The sequence below is a fragment of the Paenibacillus sp. LX16 genome (assembly GCF_036252815.1).
Taxonomy (GTDB): Bacteria; Bacillota; Bacilli; order Paenibacillales; family Paenibacillaceae; genus Paenibacillus; species Paenibacillus polymyxa_B.
Genome location: NZ_CP141152.1, coordinates 1,390,084 through 1,413,066, shown reverse-complemented (window position 1 = coordinate 1,413,066; position 22,983 = coordinate 1,390,084). Strand labels below are relative to the sequence as shown.

The window sequence follows — 22,983 nt, the reverse complement described above, 5'->3', positions numbered from 1 at the left end:
CGACACCGGAACCTTCTCCAACACCAGATCCTAAACCGACACCTGAACCAACACCAACACCGACGCCGACTCCAACACCAAGTCCTGAGCCTAATCCTTCTGAACCTACGGAGCCAACTGAACCATCCGAACCATCACAACCTACTGGTGACCGTGCTATTCTGACTGTAACAATGGACAATGGATTTGATAAAGAATTCGATCTAAGTAAAAAAGAACTCAGTGCATTCATTGCTTGGTATGACGCTAAAGATGCTGGTAGAGGCCCTTCATTCTTTGCCATCGATAAACACAATAACAACAAAGGTCCATTCAACAACCGTAAAGACTATGTAATATTCAATAAAATCCTTACGTTTGAAGTAAGCGAGTATTCAACTAAATAAACAATAAAGAGGACTCCATACTGGTTACATACCAGTGGAGTCCTTTTTCACATCTACTCTAAATTCAAACTGATTACGAAAGAAATAAGATCCGTTAATCCTAATTGACTCTGGTGTAATCTTCTCCACTGCGCCACCGTAGTCTACTATATCTATCAAATCCTCACCCAGCGACTGTACCACATTACTCTTACCTGGTTTAATGCAGCAGCAAATAGTTTGATATCCGACTTTAACACTTTATATGTATGGTTAATGCAGATCACCTATTGTTGTAATACGCTCGATTTTTTCTGAAGTACCTTGGGTTATTACTTTAACCTCATCTCCAACGATTAAAATGCCATATTCATTTTCCTGTACTCTGACTTCTTTCCGATCCGATCCTTCAAATTGGCATGTTATAAAATATTTTTTCGTTGAAGAATTTTCCACCCAGTCTACTCTTTTATCAATTACTTTTGCGATTCGTTCAATTTTGGGTTGTTTTAAATTTCTCGCATGTTCTCGGTTTGAAGATATTATAATAGGCACAAAAACAACCAATATTAAACCGATCATGGTAAGAAAGATTTGAAAAGCTTCGAGCATATTTTATTCACTCCTTAAGATTCTATTAATGAATTTTACTATATTCCAAAACATAAAAACACCCCACCAGCGTATGCCAGCAGGGTACCACCGATGCTTTCGGATTACACAACCGTGCTTCCGTATGTGTTGTTATCAGTATAAAAGGGTTGGGTGATTCTGTAAATATCCTGATGACCTTACGTTACTACACGTTCTACCCAGTCCCAAGTACCTTGACTTGTTACTTTAATTTTATCTCCTACAACAAAAAGTCCGTATTTATCGTCTCTAACTGTAATTTCTTTGCGCTCATTGTTTTCGAACTCGCAGGTTATGTAGAATGTTTTGGAAGACGATCCTTCGGTCCAATTAACTCGTTTATCAACCACTTCACCTATCCGTTCTATTTTCGGTTGTTTACGATTTTTTCTGGCTGTAATATCCGCACCTATGATCGCTGAAAGAATGAGTCCCACGACCAAAGCTGAAAGAATCCAAAAGACCATCTATAATCCTCCTAAGTATTCATTAGTTAGTAATTATGATATCGGCTTTTCAACTGTTTATTTTGATATCCAATGAAAAATGAATACAAAAACACCCCACTAGCTTAGCCAGTAGGGTGTCACCGATGTTTTCAGATTGAAGAGCGTTGTTTTCTTACGTGTTAAATTGTTTATAAACGAAAATAAGAGTTATTAGATACAATATTAGTATTTAATTTTAAGCGTTACTGTTTCCACTTCATCACCAAATCTATCAACAACCGATATCTCACCAGCATATGCTCCAAAATACGAAATATTTTCTGGGTTTGGAAATATTTCAATAAGCCCTCTTGAGGATACTGTAAAATCCTTTGATTTTCCACTCCCCGTGTAGTACCAATAACCTGGACCATATCCTAATTGATAAGTCTCATTCGGATGAAGAGTAACTGTATACCTAAGCGCTTTTGCATCAGCAACTGATGTAAAAGAAGAGAAGCTTGATACAGATAAACCAGTTGTTATAAGCACTCCTAAAAATAATGAAATAAACATTTTCTTCATAATAAGTCCCCTTTTCTCAGATATAGGCTTACTATAATTTACCACAGATGAATTCGTCAAGAATTTTCTGGAAAATAAATTTAAGACTTCATAAATAAAAGACACCCCACCAACTTGAGTCAGTAAAGTGCCCCTATGGGTTTGGATTGCACAACGGTGCTTCCGTATGTGTTGTTATAAGCGTAATTCATTTGGTCTATTTTGTGAATATATAGAAAAATATTCCTAGGACTGATAGACTATCTTAAAATAAAACTGAGGTGAATAATCGAATGTCAATATCGTTTTAAAAATATGTATTGCAATTTTTACAGTAATCATTTTTTGTTCATTCGTTCTTCCTGGCGTATATGCTCAAAAACCTTACGAAAATTACACTACTATAGGTGATTGGACGCTAGGCTCCGCCTTTTCCGATCTACAACCAAAGTTCAAAAACATGAAAATAGAAACGGAATATTATCAGATCGCATACAGTGGAAATGTTGCTTTTTTTGATAACAATCAGTACCTTCATTTCCATAAGGGAATTCTTGAATATGTAAGTGTTTACCAAAAGGGAAAAGGTATCAAACGCAAGGTCGTGGTGGATGATACAGTAAAAAAAGTTGTGGAAAAGCTAGGCAATCCATTGAATCAAATGAACGCATCCGAATCAATTTATTATTCTTATGGTACTGATTAAACCGATCCTGAGTTAACGGTAGAGATCAAAAACGGAAAAGTTTTCTCCGTCCAGCTAGAAAAATTCACAGAAGGGTTCCCGGACGAAAACAGGGCAGTTCAATACTATCTGAATAAAAACAAAGATAAAATTAGTTTCACAAAATGAATGAACCCCGGAGCAATCCAGGGTTTTAATATTCCGTATAGTACCTATTAGCGCTTCCTGGGGGCGTTGGCGGCGTAGTAACCTTTGGATCTCTATCCCAGTCCTCCAGGATTACAATGTGTCGCGTGTCCGTTTTGTTTTCCCACAAGATATAGTTATCCTGCTCCAAGGCTAGCAAACCCGCCTTTATGTCCTCTGCACGCCTCCCTGTCTTAATCTCCAGATCTAACATATTACGGCGGCCTGCTGAAAAGTTGTAGACTGAACGGCGACGTTAAGCTAACGGGCAGGATAGTTCCAACATTCTTGTATTTACAAACTCAATAGGTATTTGGTAAAATTACACAAATGCAATGACGAGAAGAGTAAATAAGGCTTACTTTAACAGAGAACTCTGGTAGCTGAAAAGGAGTAAAGGAGATCTTATTGAATCAAGTCTCTGAGCATCACATCGAAACTTGAACTAGTTCGGGGGATGGTGTGACAGGAGCTCCTGTTACAGAGCTAGAGTATAAGCATGTGTTGGCATGCCGTACTCGATGAGGCTAATCTGAAGACAGATTAGCGAACTGGGGTGGTACCACGACGAGATCTCGTCCCCAAGACTTCGTTCTTGGAGGTGGGATTTTTTATCTTTTTGGAGAAGTAGAAAGCCAATTAGCATTAATAATCATGGGGAGGCCTTTCAAGCAAAATGAAGGTTATTATGGAAAGGAGATATGAATTCAATGATGAAAGCTTATTTGAAATATTTCTTATACATCCTTAATCACAAATTGAATGTTCTCATTGAATGTTGGAAGGAAGGCTTGTATATTCAGGGGATTATTCATGATTGGTCGAAATTTTCACCGGCTGAGTTCTTTCCCTACGCAAAAAAATTTCACTCTGGAAAACCTTTGAATTTAGAAGATGAGTTGAATTGGAAATACGCATGGCTTCGTCACCAACGTAAAAACAAGCATCATTGGGAATATTGGGTTGTTAATCCCGACACCAAAGAGGTATTACCCATGCCGAGGAAGTATGTCGTCGAGATGGTATGTGATTGGCGCTCCTTTTCAAGGAGATGGGGGAGAAAGGTAAAAGAATCTACCCTAAACCTTACAGATAGCATAGTTGTTCATCCTGCAACGAAAAGAGAACTTGAGCTTCTAACATCCCTCAAGGGAAAGATAAACCATTGAGCTAACGGGAAACGTTAGTTCAATGAAACAACGACAGTCTAGGACTTTATTTTCCCCTTCCTCGCCTACCGTTGTTTCTTTTATTGTAGTTGGCAAAACTTTTATTTTCAATGAACATTTAAAAAGTGGCCTTATACCAGTTCCACCTAGAAATATCCGTCTGTAAGCAGTTCTTCAACTAAAAATCCCCGCCGACCAATTAAGGTTAGCGGGGATTGCTGTACTGACGTTTAGGAACCTCCAACTTGCACAAGGATTTAGATACCAGGTACAGTCATGAAAACTAAAAAGCTACTCGCAACAATTAACAGTCCTACACCTTTTCAATTAGATTGGAGAACTCTGTTTTGATTTCAGGAGTCGCATAGACTTGGAAACGCATAAACAGGCCAATACAATTTATAAAGTAAGTCTCATTATTTATTATATGTGACTTTACCATTGTAAATGCTGTTTCGGCTATGTATTCAACATATGAAAAAGGATGCTAATGAGAAAATAAGAATTCACTTTGCAGATATATTGAACTTCAATTTCACGAAAGATCATCTCCCTTTGCAAGAAATGTGATTTTTTCGTGATTTAACGAAGAAAGGCTCCCTCGCGGGAGCCCTTTAAATAGCGGTATTACAGGGTTTTTATACCCTTTGTTACATCATGCCGCCCATCCGATGGAAAGTTGTGCAACATGTGCAAACCGTGAAATGACAGTGTTTTTAAGAATTTGACTTTGTGCATTATACGCTAAAAATACTCTATATGAAATACTTTTATGGGCTAATTATGGGCAAGCTGTAGATAAGCAAACTAATGCGCTTGAAAGGAGACTTCCCAATGCAAAAAAAAGCCACTATTAAAGCGACTGTTAAGCTTGTGCCTCATCCAGAACCAAAGAAGCTCGTTGACCTTTGGTATCGTATTGTCTTAAATGAAATCTATCGCAGAGATACTAAAAGGTGAACTTACACTATTAAAAACTACTATATAGAAGAATATTCCTAAATCTGATAGAATATCGAGGTAAAGATCGTCAGATTTAGGGGGATAATTAATGAAACCCGCAATAAAAACGAGTATGTATTTACTTATATGCATAATGACTCTTCTTCTTGTCGCATGTAACGCACCAGCTACGTCCCAAGAAAATCCCACATCTGAAAAGCTTAAAGACAAACAGGGCGATATCGTATATGTTGATGAAGAAACGGAGCGCGTATAGCTTTGGCTCTGAGTATGGCGAGAACTCGTGTTAGCGAAAAAGACACAGACTATCAGGAAGAACTTGCAGGAATCGTGGAGGATGCAGGGGACACTTTTAAAGGAGATGTGAGCGAGAAATTTAAGGAAGTGGCTAAATATATCCGACTTGGTGATAAAGAACAAGTTCGGAAATTGTGCGATGAAATAGAAGCAGAGTATGTAACCAAATATAGTTGGAAACGCGATTCGTAAAAAAGCCCCGGAGCAATCCGGGGTTTTAATATTTGACTATAGGCAACAAAGGCAATTACATTGCCTGTATAGTTTCAGTGTGGTAACATAAGAATATAAATAAGGGGAATCGCTACACTCCCCCTGAACAACGATGTGCCTCACGGCGCGCATATATTACTGTGAAGACAGCAAAACCCACCGTAGGCTACCAACCATTAGCGGTGGGTTTTGCGCTTGTTACGTCTACGTCTGATCCATCGAAAAAGCTTGCGAGAACTAAACCAAAGGCTTAGTACCGTAGCAGTTACTTTCAAGAGCAGATAAAGCGTACCAAGTGCAGTCATGGCGTCAATCACCTCCTTTACAGAAGGCTGCGCCGTGACCCCCACCCGTTGTCCAATCCAGATTATACCACAAGTCCTCATGTTGAGGGCTTTTTTTGTTCATTAAGAAGAGCAGGAAGGTGTTATTCCTCCTGCTCCTTTACGTGTTCAATCACATCATTGGGTGTACACCCCATGTAAGTACATATCTTGTCGATTACCTCTAGTGACACATACTCCCCTTTTCCCATCTTAGCAATTGTGTTCCTTCCAAGGCTCAGGGCTTGCCTCAAGTCCTCTTTCTTCATGTCTTTATCAAGCAGCAACTTGAACAGCGGTTTATATGAAAACGGCATATACGCACCAACTTCCTTTTATTCCGATAGTGGAATATTATTTTCTATAAACAGAATACAATATTCCGAAAATGGTTGCAATAGTGTGCAGGATATGGTATATTATATTCAGGAAGTGAAACATTAACTTCCGAAAGAGGTGTAAGAAATTTGAGAGCAATAGATTGGGTCTTGCTCTCCACAGCACTCACAAACCTGATAACTGCAATTATCGGATTGGTCAAGGTGCTGAATGAGAGCAAGAAAAAAAAAGGAACCAATAAACGACGCGTGCGGCGCAGACGTTAAGGTTTCCTTCCGAGGTGGCGGCTAGTATAGCGCCATCTCCACCCAATCTTAACATATTGGCAGTTGAGTTTCTACTAATTGATTGGAGGGATTGGAAATGTGCAAAGAAACAGGACTAGAATTGGTAAAATTGCTTGCAGAACGATATGAGGAAGTAAAACGTATACGCGAATCCTTATCAGAGGAAACAGATAAAAATGAGTATCGGCAAAGAGCTGGTGAAATGGTCGGGCTTGATTCTGCATCTCGGATAATTCGTAATGCGGTGGGAATTAGCTTTGAGGAATATATAGCTGCTACAGCACACATTTAAACGGGACCTTTGGCCCTTCAATCTGGCGGCGGCCTTACGCGGGAGGTACGGGAATGGAAAAAGCAAAATATGTGGTGACAGTGGATAAAGGGTACTGGAGCCAAACGGATGCATACACAATGAAGGATGTTCACGCCATTGTCGCGGGGGCTATTCGTGATGCAAAGGAAATGGGACGCAGCTCGGTCAAGTTCACTATAGAAATTAAATAACACGGGGCTTCGGCCCCTCTATAGGAGGTAACAATATGTATGATGTAATCTTATGGACCATATCCGTAACAGGATGGATAATAAGTCTTGCTTCACTGTTGTTAAGTATCCGCAATTACTTTGAATAAAAAAATAACCCCGCCGACCAGTTAAGGTGAGCGGGGATTTTCACAGTTCAAAAATTAATTCCCAAGTTCCTAAGTTCTGTATCCATTCTACTGTTTATAAACTCTTGCTCAGTAAAAATTGTTGGATTGGACGACATAATCATCGACTTTCGTTTTTGTGGATCAGTAAGCAAGCTATCCACTTGATTTTTTGAATACCTTGATCCAAAAATTTTTGCTTGAGAATCAATATAATTAGGATAACTTTTTATAATGTGTACACAAGAAAAAAAGACCATTTTTAATTTAAACCACATGCTCAACTTAAATTTTGATTCTAAACGTTCCTTATAAATCTTGTTCACCTCAATCTCTCTTTCACTAATTCTTTGGAGGACCACTTTAGAACTGTAAATCGGCAATATTACAATAGAGAGAAATATGGTTACAGGAGCCATTAAGAAGAGATAATGTGAAACATTGTACATGTACATCTTAATAATTAAACCAATGGTAAGTGCCATAAAAACAATGAACAGAAGAGATATTATAATAAATTTGAGGCTCATTAATCATCCTCCTATTCCTGTATTAGAAGTTACAATCTCCAGTGGTTTTGTTTCAGTCTCATTACAATTACGATTTTCGATGTATTCAGTGACCCAATCAACTACTGTCATAAATACAGTTATACCTGTAATCAACCAATACCATTTGACATCGAAGGCCATACCTTTGAAAAAAGGAAATGATACTACTACTAAATACATTTTTTCATTAACAGTAACAGCTCCAAATGAAGCTAACAGATTAAAAACTATTAGTACTGTCGCAATAGAACCTCCAACATTCTTTGCAATAGCCCTAGGTCTCGTTACGGGCTTAAATTTGGCATAATCAAATAAAAGACCAAACCCAAGCATGAATAAACCAACGAAAATACTATTTCCGGGAGAAAGTGTGATCCCTAATACAACCCACGTTACTGTGTTATATGCTACTCTCCAGCCTGGATGAGAAAAAATTGTAGGCTCATTGTCTAACCTTTCCATTACTTATAATCCCCACTCGTATAAGGTATTTTTCTCTTAAGTTCAGTTTAATTATATTCTTTATGGGCAATTATGTAAATACAACATTCCTACACACCTTAATACTGTATTACTGGGTCAGATCAAACAATGGTTCAATACATTTCATATTAACTTGAATGCCCCTTACTGGTTAGACCAGTAAGGGGCTATATTTATTTTATTACTGTAGCCGTATTGGTTTTGTCGTTCCAATTCACCGTTGCACCCATTACTTCCCCGACTGACCGCAGCGGAACGTAGGTTGTACCGTTAATTAGTACAACATCCTCAATTCTCTTGCCATTTACGATTACTCTTGCTTTATCCATTTTTTCATCATCTTTTGCTGCTTTGTTATACAAGTCCATCTCTGCCTCTCTACGCCGCACCAGCCCAGCCAGCACCTTGCCGCTCGACTTATTGTATTTGGTGATATTTTCAGCAATCTGAGCAACTGTGCGGCCTTTGCAGAGCGCCTTGAGGTTACCCGCACCGCAGTTGTAGCAAAAACTTGTAAGTGCGTCGAACTGGTTTTGCGTAAGCTGATCCGTAACTGGGACGTAGGCCGGGTTATTAACGTTAGCTTCGTATTTGGATAAATCCTCCACCAGCATAGCATCGGCCTTGGCTTGTGTTATGGTCATGCCTGCTTTAACGTCAGGTCCGTAATGGCCCCACCCAATGGTGAACCACTGTTCTGTCGGGACAGGTTTATAAGCTGCCAATCGGCAGCCCTCAAAATTCTTGATTAGACTAAGGCCCGCTTTCGATATTTTACGCGCCATAACTACTCAGCCCCCTTCTTTGTCTGCTTGACCAATTGGTTGCCGTAGACAGCAAAAGCACCAGCCAGGACACCCTGGATAACTGCCTGCGGCCCCCATCCTTGCATCCATACTGTAAGCAGCACAGCAACCGCAGTGACGATATACACAATGCTCCAGTCCGGAACTTTAGGCGTTTGCTTGATCCCTATACCAATAACCCAACAAACAGCTACAACGATTAACAATTTAGGGTCGATTAACGACCATACTGTATTCCAATCTATTGTTAAATTCCTCCCGTTTCTTCTTTTCGATCAAGTCGTTTATGAGCCTGTTTCGCTGATTCTTCAACCCGCGTAACCCGTTCGGATAAGGCATCAATCCTTTGCCCCTGCACCCGCTGTTCGAGCCGAATGTCGTCCACGCCGCGCTTGATGTAATCAACATCCGCACGCTGCAAAGCTTCCGCTCCCGCCTCTTGAATGATGTCTTGCCGCATTGACCTGCTGCGCCCAGCCCAACCTAAAATAATCCCACTAATCGCAGCAATTAACGAAAAAACAACTGTAATATCCATCATGTTCCCCCGTATCTGCTCAGGAAAATTGCCCTGGCCTGAATATAAAAGCCCCCGGAGTGGTCGGGGGCATAAAAAAACACGCCTCACATTGAGCGTGTCGGTTAAACTTTATTCGTAGGCAAACCATTCGTAAGCCCAAATTTTAGATATCGGAGAGCCGCCAGCATACGCGTCTATTTTGCTACCTTCGATGGTCACGTTAAATCCTCCTGATTGTTGATTCAAACGGGAGACGGATATGCTATTACCTCTCCAGCCGTAAATGGTGTCTTGGGTGGATGTGCTGGTACGTGCGAAACCTTCTACCTGCCGGAAGCCGTCCGATTCAGTTAGCTTAACTCTTATAAATACACTCGAAGGAGTGAAAGAAAGACCCCCGACAGAAACAGGCATGGATATGGACATTCCCCAACTACTGGCCTGAGCATTTTGGCCGTTGAACGTACCAGATGCAAAACGTTTGACTGGAAGGTTGGTGATTGCTGCCGCTAATTCTGGAAAAGTGTTGCTGGCTGTTACATTGCCACCTTTGCCGTTAATGGCGCCAGCAACGACACCCTTACCGTTAACGACAGATTGCTTTAAATTGCTTATCTCGTCTCTCAACACTTTCCAGGTACCATCTGCCTCGTAATACTTAAAAACCCCATCAGACAAAGCAGCGACCTTTGAATTGTTTGAGTAAAAGTCAACCCCACCGTCACCGTACCAATTAAGACCTGTATCTCCATCACCTATTGGCAAGGATAGAGAGGATGATGAACCGAATTGCGTGTTTTTGGCAACCCACAGTTGACCGGATGTTTCGACCTTCCCGGTTAGCGCTGTAGTCGCGGCTTGGATAGTGATTTTACCGTTACCAGTGGCAGTTGTGCCGCCTTCAGCAATAATTCGCGAGTCGTAATCAATCGCGTTTCCGCTCGTATGAAAATCGAAGAATGCCGGGCCAACTCCTGCAACGTCCGCGCCGAACTCGACTGCTCTTTCTAGTCTCAAATTCCTTTGGGCGTATGTCTTGCTGGCTAATCCATCCCAAGGCAACCACGTCCCAGCTACTGTTCTTACACGGTTATAAATTCCGCCAGTATCATCTACGTACTTTTGGGTGAGGGCTAGTCCTTCCGTTACATTGACACTCGAAACAAAAAGGACACCTTTGGGATTTGCACCCGGCGGGCTGTGGTCGACGGCAGGATTAAATGAAGACCTATCAACCCTCCATGCACCCGGAGAAAGCAAAAAATTAAAATCATCCATGAACACTTTGCCTTTGTCAGCCATTGAAGCGGTATACAAGTCCGAAAGAGCCTTACTATTCGGCACAGTCGCAGAAGATGTAGACTTGTAATCTGCACTTAGTCTGACGATACCTTTTTCTGTTAAACTTGCATCCGGGATATGGATGTTATCAATTTCTGTGAATGCATCTTCAATCCCCTGTTCAATACGGTTCATATCATTTTCGGTGACCGTATCACTGTATTTCCAATCTGTTTTACCGTTGTAAGGCATGTTAGACCTCCTTTATAGGCAGCGTGTGCAGCAACAATGTATCTGAGGTGATCGGCACATGAACATTGTTATCTGTGAGCGTTTCATCTGCGCTCGATTTCAGCTTTATATTGGTTACCAAGGATACACTTGAAGCGGGAATGATGTATTGCATGGCCACGGTAGAACCATCAACCCGCTTGACGCTGAAATCGGTTAGTTCTACAGCATCATTAAGTACAACTTTAGCAATCTTACCGTTTACAACCTCTGCTAAATCAGTCAGTAGTGTTGCTGAAATCATTTAATGATCACCTCCGGTCCTGGATCTGCAAATGGAATCGTTCCGACACCCCACGAGCCTAATTTTGTGCGTCGTGTCAACGCACGGTACGACATGCGTTCTTCTACTGTTATCGCGTCTTCTATCGATGTTTGCTGCTGATACGCCATGTTAGCCGGCTTGATTACTGACACAGTCCTCTCCACCTCACTGAAGACCGGCGCATTGTCAATGTTGGCCGTGATAGTGAGGACACGGCTTGCATAGTCAACCGTGACGATGGTTAATCCCTCGCCTACCAGCTTATCCAGTTGCTGTTGCAAATACCGGACTGTAAACGGCGGCTTGGTGCTCATTCGGTTGATCAAACGGATCTTCCTAAAATCTAGTGATTCTGTCGTGGGGTCCGCCTGTATGCCTAGCCTTTGTTCGCGGCGTTTAATGGCCTGAGCATCGGACGTCATAATAAATTGGTTATTCCTGATTTGAGTCACCATATCAATGAGCTTCTGCATCTGTGGTAACTCCGCTTCCGTAATGACTTGAAATTCTTCAATCTCCTGGAGCTCAGGTGGCAAGGACTCCAATAACTCATTACTCACTCAGCGTCACCGCCCCCATTACTGGAATCTGGTCGCTCATAAGCGTCAGGTTGTCTGTGGAACCGTTGATCCGCGTATCGGTTACATCTATGATGCCTTTGACATCCAACATCCTGGCATCAATCTGAGCCGTCCTCACGATGATCGGAGCCAAGTCTGCCCACGTTTTTCTTAAGGCTAGTAAATAATCAGCAATCGTAGCTTCGACATCAGGCTGCACGGAGCCGATGGTTGATCCAGCTTCCAATGTAATAATCGATGAAACGTTTATCGTAACTTCTGACACGCCAGCTATAGTGACCTTATGATCGATAGGAGCAAGACCCATCCCCTGGCCGCTGTTGACGATCGGATCAATGATGGTTTGTACATCATCCACAAGTGCTGCAGAAGGTGCGTTATAGTCAGATGCGATGATCGTACATTTTACTGTTCCGCCGCCTTGCCAGACCGGATAGACTTTTGTTGCACCGACTCCAGGTAAAGCGTTAACCCGTTGTTTATAATCCGCCACATTTCCCCCAAAAGCTGGTTCGTTCATTGCATCGTAGTACCTGTTACGCAATACCTCATCCACTTCTGCCTCCTCGCCGGGAACAAGCACATCAGACAATTCAGCCCGAACCAAACCCGATACGTAAGTAACGGGAATGAGCTGCCCAAACTCCTGATTGCCGATGACTCCAGGAGTCTCACATTCTAAGCGATATACGCCAGTGGATATTTTTTGCACAGCCACATAGGTAGCCTCGTTACTGGAATTGCTCAATGCATACCGAGTTTGCAGCGGAATATCAACGAGTACATCACCAGAACCGTAGAACGTGCCCATGCGGATTGCTTTGGTTGCTTGCTGACGGTTAACACCGTATTCTGCTGTACGACGTGAGAGGTAACCCCCTGTGGACGTATCAGCAAAAAAGAGATTCACGTCTATACTGAACTCATAAAATACTTCAGCTAGCTTTTTGGCCACTGGAGCCAAAGCATTATAGATAATGCTTCCCTCACGCTTATCGTATCTGTCATCGACGGTGGCAAGCATTTCCGCCATGATGTTATCGAAGGTTCGATCATCGTACATTATTGAATGTCGCCTCCTGTTCAAAATTACCGAATTCCGTCACAACGGTAAAGGTGGCTAATACTTCATCTCCGTTAAATGACAGCCGGAAGTTAATCACCCCGGATATTCGGTCATCCTGCAGTAACGCCTCTGTCACGCATCTTTGCAGCTCTGATCGGACAATGGCCTGTGATGCTCCTACGATGGGGATACGTTCCATGCCATAGTCCACCGTATAGATGAAATACTGGAAGCGGTCCGTGGACAATATTAAAATAACGGCCTGCTTCACTGCCTCCAGACCGTCAACGTGATCGCTTATTCGTTTATTTGCAAAATCGACTTGATAGGTATAACTTGGCTGCTGCTGTTCTGTGATATGCTCTTCAGTGAGTGCCGCACCCGTCGGAATCATTCAGAATCGACCTCCCCCAAAACAATATACTGATTACCGCCTTGAGCTCTCAGCAGGACAACGGAATCGCCTGCTTTGAAACTTGCACCCTTGAGCAGTACCAGCGCCTCCTTGGGCAAAGGTAGCTTCTGGTCGATCAAGATGGACAACGGATCAGCGGTTGTCACGGTGCCGTAATATACACCCACGGGACTCCCGGCCTCATTCGTCGCTTTGCTCAACGATTTTAATGTGTCAGAAAGTGCCATCAAACCACCACCAATTTAAGCTTCATCGTGTGTACTGCTCCTTCGAAACTATGAGAGCACTCGTCTACGCAGAAATACTGGCTCAAGCCAAGCTCCTCGATCACAACAGGGATAAAGGAACCGGCTCGAATGCCAGGCACGCCTATGGCTGTGAGCGACAGACTACGCGTCTCGCGGTTTTTGAGCTGGGCCAACTGACTCAGCAATTGATTGATTTGTGCCGCATTCTGTTTTTCATCAGCTACCTGGTACAGTTGCAACTGCCCCCATCGGGCTGAATTGGCACTGTCCTGAGCGATGTAAACGTCACGTTTCCCGGTTTTCTTGTTGTTCTGAACGATCTTGATTTTGGTGTAGGTGTCCGTGTCGATGGATCTGGTATACTCAAAATCGGTCATCAAGCTTTCGTCACCAATACCAATATTCACCTTCAGCTCCGATAGCCTTCGAACCATAAGCTTGCCGAAGTCATCAAAGAAAATAAAGTTCTGTCCCGAGTGGATTAGCGTAAGATCGAGAGCCTTCCAGATGGTATCGAGCAGCTTTTTGTTATCCTCAATCATCACAGGGATGACATACCCCGTGTCCTGTAGCGTTCCTGTCTTTAGGCCAAAATCATCAGCAATCCGCCTCACGACATCGCTGGCCTTGATCCCCTTGAATACATAAGTGTCATTGCTCATCAGATAGCGGATCTGATCGTAACATTTCACCTTCACACTCTCGTCCCTGCTCTCGTTAATCTCAAATACATAGCCGTAAAAAATGTTCCAGTCTCCGTCCCGTACCCGGATCACGTCGCCGTTATTGATTACAAAAGACGGGTCTTGGTAGATCCCGCCTTTAATCATGGTAAATTCAAACGATGAAGCCGCGCCTATTCGCTTCGTAGTCCATGTTGCATCCGAAACGATCTGAGACACATCCCACACACGCCCGTTTTTGTTATCCAGTAATATCTCCATAGGTTTCCTCCTTACTACGTCGGCATTTTCAATACTTTGCCCACGGGCAGCGACTTGAGCTGCGCATCCGTGAGGCTGTTTGCCGCTTGAATGGCACGCCATTTGGAATCATCACCAAGCACCTTACGGGCAATGCCGATTAAAGTATCTCCCGGCTTCAAAGTGTACGTCTTCAGCTTGTTCCGGCTGTCGGCGCGTGTCTTTTTCTTGGCTACAGCAGTATTGCTTCCTGCACGGGTAGCTGTCGTCTGCTGTACCACGACCTTTTGAGCAGAGTAAAACTTGTACTCCTTCAGCTTCAGGCTGAAAAAGATGTCACCAACTGCGCCACTTTGTTCCGACCAGTCGAATTGCTCTATACTGGCAGGTGTGTTGATCTCAAAGGTCGAGCCAACAAAAATAAAGCGGATAGGGCGTTTGGTCCCCATCCACTTCTCGATTAAGTCTTTATAAAACGACGGCTCAAATACCGTGCCGCTTGTAAATGGCATCGGGCTGGCTGGGAAGAAGCTCTCAAAGCTGTATTCCTTCAGCGCTGGGTCTTTAATCACATTGATCTCGCCCAGCTTGGACACGTCATAGGTGCTTCCTTTGCCTCCGCTACTGATTTCAATTTTGCCTGGCACAATGGGGAGCTGGAATCCTTCCTCCTGATTGTTATAGCTTAGATAAATACCATACTCAGCCAACGCCATACACCCCCGATGCGTTAGACGCCAGTTCCGTTTGAAGATATTCATCGATACGGCTAATGACCGTGTCTACGTCATAGCCGCTGTTGTAGTTATTTGCACCCGTAAATTGGATGGACGGCTGCAAGGTAACGAAATTCCGAATATCCTTCATTTCGGCCAACTCGCGCATTGTCTTCAAGTCTTCAGAAGATACATCTACAGTGTCTTTTATCTTCCCGACCTCTCCGACTTTGTCGATACTATTCAATTTTCCGTTACCTGCACCTATACCGGCTCCAGTTCCTGCTCCAGCAGCTGCCTCTTTCGCAGCAGCCTTTGCTGCGGCATTAGCAGCCGATCCACCACTGTCTGCTCCTAAACCAGCACCCCAATTATAGCCGGTGTTCCACGACTTACCGTAGTCAAATCTGCCCAGGTCTCCGACAATACTGTCAATGTCCAGGTCTTTGACTTTTTCTTCGTACTTTCCATTTCCGTATTTCTTCATTGCCACGGTAGTCATGGAGGAGAGACTTCCCCGCCATCCAGCTACAGTATCGGCCATGTTGCTGCCGAAGATCGTATCCATTGCTTTAGCGATACGCTCCAATACTCCCAGGACATTGTCCGCCAAATCGCCAAACAATTTGATTACCGCCCCAATTGGATCGTTGAACACATTCCCGAGGAAGTTGGCAATGGCCTGAAACCAGCCATACCAAAACTCGATGACGCCGAACACTATTTGCAGCAATCCAAGAAATAGATTGGCTATAAAGGCTCCAGCAACGGCCAACGCTCCGACGATCATTCCCGTCGCCGATAAAGATGTACCCGCCCATTTATTAATGGCTGCAATCACAAGATAAAACAGCGCGATCAGGGCCACAATAGCGAGTATGATCCAGGTGATAGGACTCGCCAGCAATGCTGCGTTCAGGCCCCACTGTGCTGCTGTGGCAGCAGCTGTGGCGCTAACTGAAGCTAATGTCGCTCCTGTAAAGGCTGCCTTTGCAGCTGCCGAAACAAGTTCTGTCGCAGCTAGAAATCCAGTTTTAAGAGCCGCGCCTGCAAGAGCAATTTGGTATAAAGTGAGTGCACCAACCATTGCTAAAACAATCGGGGCGATCAACGGCCAGTTTTCTAGAATAATTCCCGCAAGAAACATAGCAGCACCAGCAATTTTAGAAATGACATCGAGTCCCGTGGCGAGAGAGTCAAAAAACGGCTGAAACCTCCCAGACTCGAACGCTTGATTCAGCCAGGCTATAGCCGGTGCGATTGCTTCAGCAGCAGCGCCACCTGCTCCAGCTAACGCCAATGCAAAATTCCGCTTTAATTGCTCAAACTGGAATCCAAAATTATTTTGCAGTGCTTCAGCTGCACGAGCTGTCGCCCCTTCAAAGCCTTCCAGACCTTTCTCTCCGGCCTTCATTGCCAGAACTACACGATCTCCCATGTCCTCCCACTGCGTTCCGAAGAGCTCGACGCCGATTGTATTACGGTCCAAATCGCTGCCCAAATTTCCAAGGGCAAGGAGAGTAGCTTGAAATGCTTGGTTTGCCTTATCTCCGCCAGCAGCGATATTCGCAGCCATTTTATTAGCATCAAGTCCAAGGGCTTTGAAAGCGCCTGTGCTTGTATCCGATAGGTCTTGCATCCGAATAAAGCTCTCTTTGACCGAGTCGCCTACCTTGTCCAGATTCCATGCTCCTTGTTGGCTTCCCGCAATAAGCGTGGCGAACATTTGCTCAGCGCTCATGCCAAGTCCGGCAAAATGGACACCGTATTCATTGACTGTATCCAGCAGATCATTAGCGTAGTTCCCGCCCTTTTGAAATCCAGTCGTAATCAGATCAAGCGCCTGCGTTTCACCAAGCCCGTTGAAGTTGGCCATGAGCGTACGCGTAACTTTGGACAACTCGCTGATTTCCGTCTGTCCTTTGGCTACTCGCTCTACAGCATACGCCGACTGTGTGAAAGCTGTCGCCGCATCTTGAGACAAGCCATTCAGGTTCTGCCGGACGGTTGCCATGTCATTACTTATACCAGTAAGGGTTTCGCCCCAGCCAGCAGCATAGATGCTGTTTACATCCTGCATCATGGCAGCGGCTTGTCCCTGATCCACACCTGTTTGAGCTTGTATGCTGCCCTGCATCTGCTGCTGTCGTGCAGCCCCTCCTACAGTGCCGTTGACTAGAGCTGCGCCGCCGAATAGTCCAGCCGCCAGACCCATCAACTTGCCAAAGCCTCCAAAAATGAGCCCGCCGTCCCCACCGCCCCCGGGACCAGGACCTGGGCCTCCTCCACTCTGGAGTGTCGCTATGAGCGTCTGCACTTCAAGGCGCAGCCGCTCCATAGTCGAGTCCAAACTACCCATAGCTCCTGTTAGCTGAGCATTTACCTGCAACTCTACACGCGCCGTAATCCCTCTGAGATGAGATTCGATTTGACCGCGGATTCGAGATGCGGTACGTAAAGCATCGGAGTCGTCAACATGAACCTTTATGTTGAGATTTCTCACGGGGCGTTCCACTAAGCGGCGCATACGCTCCAAGCTGCTAATTGCAGTCTGAACTTGGTTATTAACACGCCGCAGCGGAGCACTGAATCTGTCCATCATCTGTATCGTTGCAGCTACTGTAGGCAATCAATTCACCTCTTTCACACAAAAAGAAGCCGCCACTCGGGCGACTTCGTTTTTTACAATTCGTATGTTTGTTTTTCCAGGACTGGGAGCAGGGGGCGTAAATTATCAATAAACCTTGCTGCTTCCAGAGATTTTGCTTCATCTGAAAATAGCAATGACGCCAATTCTCCGTTGGATTTATGATAATTCAAGATTAAATAACCCGTTACTGCTCTTTTCTCTTTGCTGCTTGGCATAGATCCAATAATCGCGCCAACTGGACCGAAAAGCAAACCTCCAGCCACCCCTTTTAAGGCGCTACTTTCAACAATTTGTGATATTTCCACATCCATTTTATAATCAGCTGCCCTGAGCTGATTCAAATTCAATTTGAATTCAGAGCTACCGCTGACAATAGTCAGTTTGTCAGATACCACATTTAATTGACAAATTGTGTTTTCTGCTAAAGGTAAGCCAATCACATGATACAGCGTTGCTGTGAATCGATCCGCTTTTTTCCTTCGAAACAATCCCATCTGCCGAAGCCCTCCTGATCCGTTTTTCCTACATTCTACCACAGGGTAAATTTCTCAGGAGATTATTTTTTCTTCCCTTTTGGCTTCGGCTTGTTCCGTTCCCGCTTCTCCTTCTCAACTTTTTCATTGATGGCCGCAATCACAAAAGCCTTCTCCCGGATCGGCAGATTCATAAATTCACTAGGCCATTTTTTTAATTGGTGGAGGACATAGTACGCATAACTGGCGTCAGAGTCCTCCTTAATTAGTTTTTTGCCTCATCGACTAAATCTTCCATCTCAATATCAAATCCGCTGAGCGAGCTAATCTTCTGTGACAAGGTGGCAATCTCCCCTGCCAGCAAGACCTTCTGTACATATTCTTCTACGCTAGCGCAACCGAGCTTCTTCAAACTCTCAGCGTCCCGGAAATTCGGATTCACCGTGTGCCGAATAACCGTCTGCAGGTTGAATCGCTGTGAACGAATTCAACCTTACGTCCCTTCTTGATCGCTGTGCAGGCTTTACGCAGATCGTTAAATTCCACATCCGTCATGGCCTTGATCGTGAACAAAAGGGGCTTCTTATCCTTGTCCACAAAACGGTACGAAACGGGCACATCATCGGTGATCCCATCCACCGGATTAGCATTCAGAAACTCTTGTAAACTCATAATTTTATCCTCCTAGGGTGAGGCGCCAATTAGGCGCCCGTAATGGTATTAAATTCATCTGGCATGTCCACATCACCAAAAGTAAACGGCAATTCTTCATCCAGCATATCGTCGGTCGTGGCATCAAACTTCGCGATCAACAGGGAATCCAAATTGCATTCCTTAACAATCACGGTTTGTTTCCCGGTAGCTGATCCGGGCTGTTCGTTAGTAATCATCAGATCAAACCAAAAGTCCTGACCGGTCTTAATGTATCTCAGCATCAATTTTCGAAAAACAGACGTTACATAATACACGGTCATTGTTCCGTTTCCTGACCATCCAGACCCCCGTTGAGGGGTGTTGGTTTTGCCGAGGATCGGAACATCCACTTTATTTTTTTCTACTGTTGCTTCCCCGGTTTTGGCGTAGAAAAGCTCGTGCACTTCACCTTCAATAGTTGCGTGGGCAGTGGCCATTTTTCCGCTAATCGCGTCTTCGACATTCATGAACATTTAGATTTTCCCTCCTTTAGCTGACCGTAATTTCAAAATAGAACTTCTCTGCGCTGTCAACTGGTTGAATGGCTTGTTTAATAAGAACCGCATCAGATTCGTCACCTTTAATTACTGCGATATCTGATTGAGCATCAAAATTTTGAACAGCCTCGATATCTTGAAGATCTTCCATATAATTCACGCATTCATTTTTAAATAGATTACGGCCAATGTCGTTATTGTTGACCTTGCCAACATAGAACTTACTGAAGATAGTTTGATAGTCAATCCCTATTGCATCCAGAACGCGTATCACACGATTTTTGCGGAAGAGTTTACCTTTTTTCGGTGTGAAGCTCGTCAAGGTATTAATATCGTACAAGACGATTACCGTACCATCTGGTCTTGTTGTGAAGACAAACTCACCAGCATCAGCCGCAGCTTCAAGTTGGATTCTGGTGTACTTTGTTACTACATCAGCAGCGTCCTCATACGCCTTGTTTGTCAGGGATTCATTAACGTTGGCCCCCGCTGTTGCCCCGGCTACCCATGCGCAAACTTCTGCCGCCGTTAGTGTAGTACCATCAGTTAACGCCACGCCATTTTTAACGCTAATTACGCCCTCATAGTCGGCCTTAGGGTATTCAGGCAAGACTACCTGAATGTATTTGCCCTCATCGTCTCTCAGGCGCTTTGCAAATGCGACATAAACGGATTTAAGGGTTGCGTCCGTAGAAGTAAGACCAATCGTATTGAAGTTTTGAACCTCAATTTTAGTCAAATATTCGGTATGGTCACCATTTGCAACCGTACCATCCGCGCCACCTACAAGCGGCGCGCCTGCTGTTTCGGCTAATGCACCAGCAGTCCCGCTGAAGGTTACCCAATTGTTCGCTACCAGTTCGCCAGCCGTGCCTACCGTTTGACGATCCATTTCTGTACCGCTCAAAATAGTAACGACATCAAACTTAGATGTATTATCTACATTAGCCTCAATCACTACAGTAATGTCATTGCCTCTAACTCCTCCATAAAGGGCTGTAGCGGTCAATACACCCGCCGTTACGGTTGCCTTTGTCCCTGTGTTCAACCGGTATAACAGAACACGGCTAGCATTTTTAAATGCCTCTTTAATCAAGATCAATTTAGGATCTGTAATGTCGTATCCAAGGACGTCAAATACATTAGCACCAGCATCAATAGCAACAAGTGTTTTAGATGGCCCCCAGCTTAAAGAAAGTGGAAGGCTGACAACGCCTCGATCACCCAAGGTTCCAAGCGGGGCGGCTTCTGACACAAAGTTCATATATATGCCTGGTATCTTTTTATTTTGTACTGTCCAAGTGCCTCCAGCCATCATTTAGCCTCCTTCGCGTTAAAAATCTTTATCCTTTTTTCCACCTCAGCGATGGAATACTTTGCCTCATCATCCAGGATGGCTGCAAGTACATCCTTGTCCACGCGCTCGAAGCGCTTGGCTGTCAGCAGCTGCGTTTTGCTGTATGCAGGCTCCTTCTTGGGTTCGACGCCTTTAACAACTCTTTCCTCACTCATTTCAGACTTCCCTCCTGTCTCAATCTCCGCATCTTCGGATCATCCGGCTCTTGCCCACACACCAGCAGCGAGTAAGTAACCATGAAGTTCAGCACCTCGTCGACGATCTGATAGTGCATGCTCTGCCCTGGGTATCTCCGTCCGTTAATGTCGATCCACGCCAGCGCACCTGTCAGTTGCTCTGCCATGTCGTACATGTCTTCATTTGCACGTTCAGGGGCAAAATACCGGATCACAAAGGGATGGTCGCGGCGATAACGCCGCCCCAACTCCTGCGTGTGTGCAGGCTCCAGAAGCCGCACAAAAAAGCGAGGTGGATCAAGATTCTGCTTGATCTCCTCGCCGCTTATCGGGATGTCAGGGAAGGTCGAGTCCAGCGCTGCATGCACTGCATACCGCACTGTGTTAAAAGTGATTTGCACGGCACTACCTCCCTAAGTATCTCGTGATAAAACGCTCCAGACGCCTCTCCACAATCGCCGGCAGCTCACGCTCCAGTTCCGGCGTAGAGAGCGTCAGCATGAATTGACCTTCAACCCAGCCTACCTTCAGCCTCTTCCCGATGGCTGGCACGAATCTGCCTATAGTCTGCCTGTGGCCATACTCCACATAAGCTGCGTACAGCACTGAATTAAAAACCTCAATCTCAGCGCCTGTCGATGTCATGTTAATCTGGCTAATGGTCCAGCCACGGCGCAGGTCACCATCTCGGACGGGTGTCCGCAGAACGGCTTTGGCTAGCAGCCGGTTCGCCAGCTCCTCAGTGCATTCTTTCAAAAATTTCGGCCAGGCACGCTCCATAGCTTTGAGGTCATCGCCGAATTTTTGAAACTCGCTAAAATCAAAAGTACCCAATCCTGCCATTAGGCCCACTCCTTGTATGTCAAGTTGACCTCCTGGTGCGTTAGGTACGGCGGAAAGGGTTCCCCTGCCACGAAACGTTCAGGCACATCGAGACGCGCCCTTCGCGTCACAAGGATCATGTCCCCCTGTTGTATATCCACTTCAGGGTTCAGGAATAGCTTGGCGTCATACTGCGTATCGTTCTGCGCATCTGACTGACCGTTTTTAGCCAGACCTGTCTGGGATAGTCGGCAAGCCAGTGACTCATAAATCATGATCGCTGTCTGCTTCGTCTCCCTGCTGACTGGGTCCTTGGCATCCTGATAGCGATACACAGCGCATGAATCCTCATAGGTGAGCTCCAGTGCAGCACGGTAACGGTCGTAATTAATCACCCCTGCCACCCCATTCGCCGATAACGACGCAACTCAGGAGCGTAACTGGTCACAATCGTTTCAACCGCAACGCTTCCTGTGCTACCCAGCTTTACCGATGTGTCGCCGATCTTGACCTCTACGGCGTCTTTGCCCAGCAGCGCTGCTACTTCTGGCAAAGCAAAATCACGGACCTTCAGCAGATCAATGACCATATTCGACCAGGTGTATTTGAGACCTGCCGGAATCGCTAGTTGATGGGTATAGTTGATAATCCGCTGCTTAATCTCGTCCATGTACATCTCGATCGTACTATCCAATACAGTGTTATCTGGAGGTAACTTCAGCCTTCGCCGAATCAACTCAAAAACCTCGTCTTCAAGCTTCATAACGGCCCTCCTTAATTGGCCGCAGCAGCCGCCTTGATTTTCTCCAGGATGTCATCCTTCTTCGTAGCCTCACCAAGATCAATTCTCAGCTTCTCAGCATGAGCTCGTAGCTCAGGCACCGTCATTTCGTCAATGTCCTTATCTGGATCTGCTGCAGGCTCGTCTTCTTCATCCAGCACGATAACGTGCGCCTTAATGCGCTCATACTGATTAGCCGGCAATGAAAAAGACGCTCCCTTTTCGTAGAGCGTCCCATTATGTCGTACCTGAATTTCCTTTACCTCAACCAACATTGTCGATCACC

At 44.7% G+C, this 22,983-nt stretch carries 35 protein-coding genes, 2 pseudogenes and 1 other annotated feature; of the genes and pseudogenes, 7 read left to right on the top strand and 30 right to left on the bottom strand.

From position 1 onward, the window contains the following. Window positions 1-131 precede the first annotated feature (131 nt). Window positions 132-386 (top strand): annotated as a pseudogene (locus T3H97_RS06495) (hypothetical protein); the annotation flags it as partial. Window positions 387-410: 24 nt separating this feature from the next. Here the strand turns inward: T3H97_RS06495 and T3H97_RS06490 are convergent. From T3H97_RS06490 to T3H97_RS06475, 4 genes and pseudogenes are all read right to left on the bottom strand, one after another. Next, window positions 411-643: pseudogene (locus T3H97_RS06490) on the bottom strand (hypothetical protein). Next, window positions 639-977, bottom strand: a complete 339-nt coding sequence (locus T3H97_RS06485; protein ID WP_328802050.1) for a DUF2500 domain-containing protein — start codon at window positions 975-977, stop codon at window positions 639-641. Before T3H97_RS06485 ends, T3H97_RS06490 begins: the two are co-directional and overlap by 5 nt. Window positions 978-1,156: 179 nt before the next feature. Next, a complete protein-coding gene (locus tag T3H97_RS06480; RefSeq protein WP_250272682.1) occupies window positions 1,157-1,465 on the bottom strand; it encodes a DUF2500 family protein in 309 nt (102 codons plus the stop codon). A gap of 204 nt (window positions 1,466-1,669) precedes the next feature. Continuing rightward, window positions 1,670-2,011 (bottom strand): hypothetical protein, encoded by a 342-nt coding sequence (locus tag T3H97_RS06475; RefSeq protein WP_328802049.1) that lies wholly within the window; start codon window positions 2,009-2,011, stop codon window positions 1,670-1,672. 1,176 nt (window positions 2,012-3,187) lie between these two features. Further along, window positions 3,188-3,447: a binding site (T-box leader), on the top strand. Between the two features lie 124 nt (window positions 3,448-3,571). Between T3H97_RS06475 and T3H97_RS06470 the strand changes: the two genes are divergently transcribed. The 3 genes from T3H97_RS06470 to T3H97_RS06460 all read left to right on the top strand — a co-directional run bounded on the left by T3H97_RS06470 (window position 3,572) and on the right by T3H97_RS06460 (window position 5,482). Further along, window positions 3,572-4,030: a DUF5662 family protein gene (locus T3H97_RS06470; RefSeq protein ID WP_250267713.1), complete on the top strand. Its 459-nt coding sequence runs from the start codon at window positions 3,572-3,574 to the stop codon at window positions 4,028-4,030. Window positions 4,031-4,864: 834 nt separating this feature from the next. Next, window positions 4,865-4,990 carry a hypothetical protein gene (locus T3H97_RS06465; RefSeq protein ID WP_328802048.1) on the top strand — a complete coding sequence of 42 codons (126 nt, stop codon included), beginning with the start codon at window positions 4,865-4,867 and terminating at the stop codon, window positions 4,988-4,990. Between the two features lie 261 nt (window positions 4,991-5,251). Continuing rightward, the gene (locus tag T3H97_RS06460) at window positions 5,252-5,482 is read left to right on the top strand and encodes a hypothetical protein (RefSeq protein ID WP_328802047.1); all 231 of its coding nucleotides are present in this window, start codon (window positions 5,252-5,254) and stop codon (window positions 5,480-5,482) included. A gap of 448 nt (window positions 5,483-5,930) precedes the next feature. Here the strand turns inward: T3H97_RS06460 and T3H97_RS06455 are convergent, their stop codons facing one another. Continuing rightward, window positions 5,931-6,143 carry a helix-turn-helix domain-containing protein gene (locus tag T3H97_RS06455; RefSeq protein WP_149032590.1) on the bottom strand — a complete coding sequence of 71 codons (213 nt, stop codon included), beginning with the start codon at window positions 6,141-6,143 and terminating at the stop codon, window positions 5,931-5,933. A 150-nt stretch (window positions 6,144-6,293) separates the two neighbouring features. Here T3H97_RS06455 and T3H97_RS06450 point away from each other — a divergent pair, with 150 nt between their 5' ends. The 3 genes from T3H97_RS06450 to T3H97_RS06440 all read left to right on the top strand — a co-directional run bounded on the left by T3H97_RS06450 (window position 6,294) and on the right by T3H97_RS06440 (window position 6,956). Continuing rightward, on the top strand, window positions 6,294-6,431 hold the full coding sequence (locus T3H97_RS06450; RefSeq protein WP_328802046.1) for a hypothetical protein: 138 nt from the start codon (window positions 6,294-6,296) through the stop codon (window positions 6,429-6,431). 97 nt (window positions 6,432-6,528) lie between these two features. Then, entirely contained in the window at window positions 6,529-6,744 is a 216-nt protein-coding gene (locus T3H97_RS06445; RefSeq protein WP_328802045.1) for a hypothetical protein, read from the top strand. A gap of 53 nt (window positions 6,745-6,797) precedes the next feature. Further along, window positions 6,798-6,956, top strand: a complete 159-nt coding sequence (locus T3H97_RS06440) for a hypothetical protein (protein ID WP_328802044.1) — start codon at window positions 6,798-6,800, stop codon at window positions 6,954-6,956. 175 nt (window positions 6,957-7,131) lie between these two features. Here the strand turns inward: T3H97_RS06440 and T3H97_RS06435 are convergent, their stop codons facing one another. From T3H97_RS06435 to T3H97_RS06315, 25 genes are all read right to left on the bottom strand, one after another. Continuing rightward, entirely contained in the window at window positions 7,132-7,632 is a 501-nt protein-coding gene (locus tag T3H97_RS06435; protein ID WP_328802043.1) for a hypothetical protein, read from the bottom strand. 3 nt (window positions 7,633-7,635) lie between these two features. After that, a complete protein-coding gene (locus tag T3H97_RS06430; RefSeq protein ID WP_328802042.1) occupies window positions 7,636-8,115 on the bottom strand; it encodes a hypothetical protein in 480 nt (159 codons plus the stop codon). A 194-nt stretch (window positions 8,116-8,309) separates the two neighbouring features. Beyond that, on the bottom strand, window positions 8,310-8,921 hold the full coding sequence (locus T3H97_RS06425; RefSeq protein WP_328802041.1) for a glycoside hydrolase family protein: 612 nt from the start codon (window positions 8,919-8,921) through the stop codon (window positions 8,310-8,312). 2 nt (window positions 8,922-8,923) lie between these two features. Further along, window positions 8,924-9,187: a phage holin family protein gene (locus T3H97_RS06420; RefSeq protein ID WP_442955644.1), complete on the bottom strand. Its 264-nt coding sequence runs from the start codon at window positions 9,185-9,187 to the stop codon at window positions 8,924-8,926. 2 nt (window positions 9,188-9,189) lie between these two features. Continuing rightward, window positions 9,190-9,483, bottom strand: coding sequence for a hypothetical protein (locus T3H97_RS06415; RefSeq protein WP_328802039.1), 294 nt, complete (start codon window positions 9,481-9,483; stop codon window positions 9,190-9,192). Between the two features lie 108 nt (window positions 9,484-9,591). Further along, on the bottom strand, window positions 9,592-10,995 hold the full coding sequence (locus T3H97_RS06410) for a hypothetical protein (protein ID WP_328802038.1): 1,404 nt from the start codon (window positions 10,993-10,995) through the stop codon (window positions 9,592-9,594). 1 nt (window position 10,996) lies between these two features. Then, the gene (locus T3H97_RS06405; RefSeq protein ID WP_328802037.1) at window positions 10,997-11,278 is read right to left on the bottom strand and encodes a ketopantoate hydroxymethyltransferase; all 282 of its coding nucleotides are present in this window, start codon (window positions 11,276-11,278) and stop codon (window positions 10,997-10,999) included. Further along, entirely contained in the window at window positions 11,275-11,859 is a 585-nt protein-coding gene (locus T3H97_RS06400) for a putative phage tail protein (RefSeq protein ID WP_328802036.1), read from the bottom strand. Before T3H97_RS06400 ends, T3H97_RS06405 begins: the two co-directional genes overlap by 4 nt. Next, window positions 11,852-12,943 carry a baseplate J/gp47 family protein gene (locus T3H97_RS06395; RefSeq protein ID WP_328802035.1) on the bottom strand — a complete coding sequence of 364 codons (1,092 nt, stop codon included), beginning with the start codon at window positions 12,941-12,943 and terminating at the stop codon, window positions 11,852-11,854. Before T3H97_RS06395 ends, T3H97_RS06400 begins: the two co-directional genes overlap by 8 nt. Further along, entirely contained in the window at window positions 12,933-13,340 is a 408-nt protein-coding gene (locus tag T3H97_RS06390) for a DUF2634 domain-containing protein (RefSeq protein ID WP_328802034.1), read from the bottom strand. The genes T3H97_RS06395 and T3H97_RS06390 overlap by 11 nt, the downstream gene beginning before the upstream one ends. Next, window positions 13,337-13,588, bottom strand: coding sequence for a DUF2577 domain-containing protein (locus tag T3H97_RS06385; RefSeq protein WP_328802033.1), 252 nt, complete (start codon window positions 13,586-13,588; stop codon window positions 13,337-13,339). Before T3H97_RS06385 ends, T3H97_RS06390 begins: the two co-directional genes overlap by 4 nt. Further along, a complete protein-coding gene (locus tag T3H97_RS06380; RefSeq protein ID WP_328802032.1) occupies window positions 13,588-14,553 on the bottom strand; it encodes an XkdQ/YqbQ family protein in 966 nt (321 codons plus the stop codon). Before T3H97_RS06380 ends, T3H97_RS06385 begins: the two co-directional genes overlap by 1 nt. Before the next feature lie 14 nt (window positions 14,554-14,567). After that, entirely contained in the window at window positions 14,568-15,242 is a 675-nt protein-coding gene (locus T3H97_RS06375; protein ID WP_328802031.1) for a LysM peptidoglycan-binding domain-containing protein, read from the bottom strand. After that, complete coding sequence (locus T3H97_RS06370; RefSeq protein WP_328802030.1) at window positions 15,235-17,877, bottom strand: phage tail tape measure protein; 2,643 nt, start codon at window positions 17,875-17,877, stop codon at window positions 15,235-15,237. The genes T3H97_RS06375 and T3H97_RS06370 overlap by 8 nt, the downstream gene beginning before the upstream one ends. 53 nt (window positions 17,878-17,930) lie before the next feature. After that, window positions 17,931-18,392: a hypothetical protein gene (locus T3H97_RS06365; protein ID WP_328802029.1), complete on the bottom strand. Its 462-nt coding sequence runs from the start codon at window positions 18,390-18,392 to the stop codon at window positions 17,931-17,933. A 244-nt stretch (window positions 18,393-18,636) separates the two neighbouring features. After that, complete coding sequence (locus tag T3H97_RS06360; protein ID WP_328802028.1) at window positions 18,637-18,813, bottom strand: phage tail assembly chaperone; 177 nt, start codon at window positions 18,811-18,813, stop codon at window positions 18,637-18,639. Then, window positions 18,810-19,043, bottom strand: a complete 234-nt coding sequence (locus T3H97_RS06355) for a phage tail assembly chaperone (protein ID WP_328802027.1) — start codon at window positions 19,041-19,043, stop codon at window positions 18,810-18,812. The genes T3H97_RS06360 and T3H97_RS06355 overlap by 4 nt, the downstream gene beginning before the upstream one ends. A gap of 29 nt (window positions 19,044-19,072) precedes the next feature. Continuing rightward, window positions 19,073-19,537, bottom strand: a complete 465-nt coding sequence (locus T3H97_RS06350) for a phage tail tube protein (RefSeq protein ID WP_328802026.1) — start codon at window positions 19,535-19,537, stop codon at window positions 19,073-19,075. 16 nt (window positions 19,538-19,553) lie between these two features. Next, window positions 19,554-20,879, bottom strand: a complete 1,326-nt coding sequence (locus T3H97_RS06345) for a phage tail sheath family protein (RefSeq protein WP_328802025.1) — start codon at window positions 20,877-20,879, stop codon at window positions 19,554-19,556. Further along, complete coding sequence (locus T3H97_RS06340; RefSeq protein ID WP_328802024.1) at window positions 20,876-21,073, bottom strand: hypothetical protein; 198 nt, start codon at window positions 21,071-21,073, stop codon at window positions 20,876-20,878. Before T3H97_RS06340 ends, T3H97_RS06345 begins: the two co-directional genes overlap by 4 nt. Next, the gene (locus T3H97_RS06335) at window positions 21,070-21,495 is read right to left on the bottom strand and encodes a phage tail terminator family protein (RefSeq protein WP_328802023.1); all 426 of its coding nucleotides are present in this window, start codon (window positions 21,493-21,495) and stop codon (window positions 21,070-21,072) included. Before T3H97_RS06335 ends, T3H97_RS06340 begins: the two co-directional genes overlap by 4 nt. Window positions 21,496-21,499: 4 nt before the next feature. Beyond that, window positions 21,500-21,937: an HK97 gp10 family phage protein gene (locus T3H97_RS06330; protein WP_328802022.1), complete on the bottom strand. Its 438-nt coding sequence runs from the start codon at window positions 21,935-21,937 to the stop codon at window positions 21,500-21,502. Continuing rightward, a complete protein-coding gene (locus T3H97_RS06325) occupies window positions 21,937-22,311 on the bottom strand; it encodes an ABC transporter ATP-binding protein (protein WP_328802021.1) in 375 nt (124 codons plus the stop codon). Before T3H97_RS06325 ends, T3H97_RS06330 begins: the two co-directional genes overlap by 1 nt. Then, the gene (locus tag T3H97_RS06320) at window positions 22,308-22,679 is read right to left on the bottom strand and encodes a hypothetical protein (protein WP_328802020.1); all 372 of its coding nucleotides are present in this window, start codon (window positions 22,677-22,679) and stop codon (window positions 22,308-22,310) included. The genes T3H97_RS06325 and T3H97_RS06320 overlap by 4 nt, the downstream gene beginning before the upstream one ends. Before the next feature lie 11 nt (window positions 22,680-22,690). Beyond that, window positions 22,691-22,972: a hypothetical protein gene (locus tag T3H97_RS06315; RefSeq protein ID WP_328802019.1), complete on the bottom strand. Its 282-nt coding sequence runs from the start codon at window positions 22,970-22,972 to the stop codon at window positions 22,691-22,693. Window positions 22,973-22,983 lie beyond the last annotated feature (11 nt).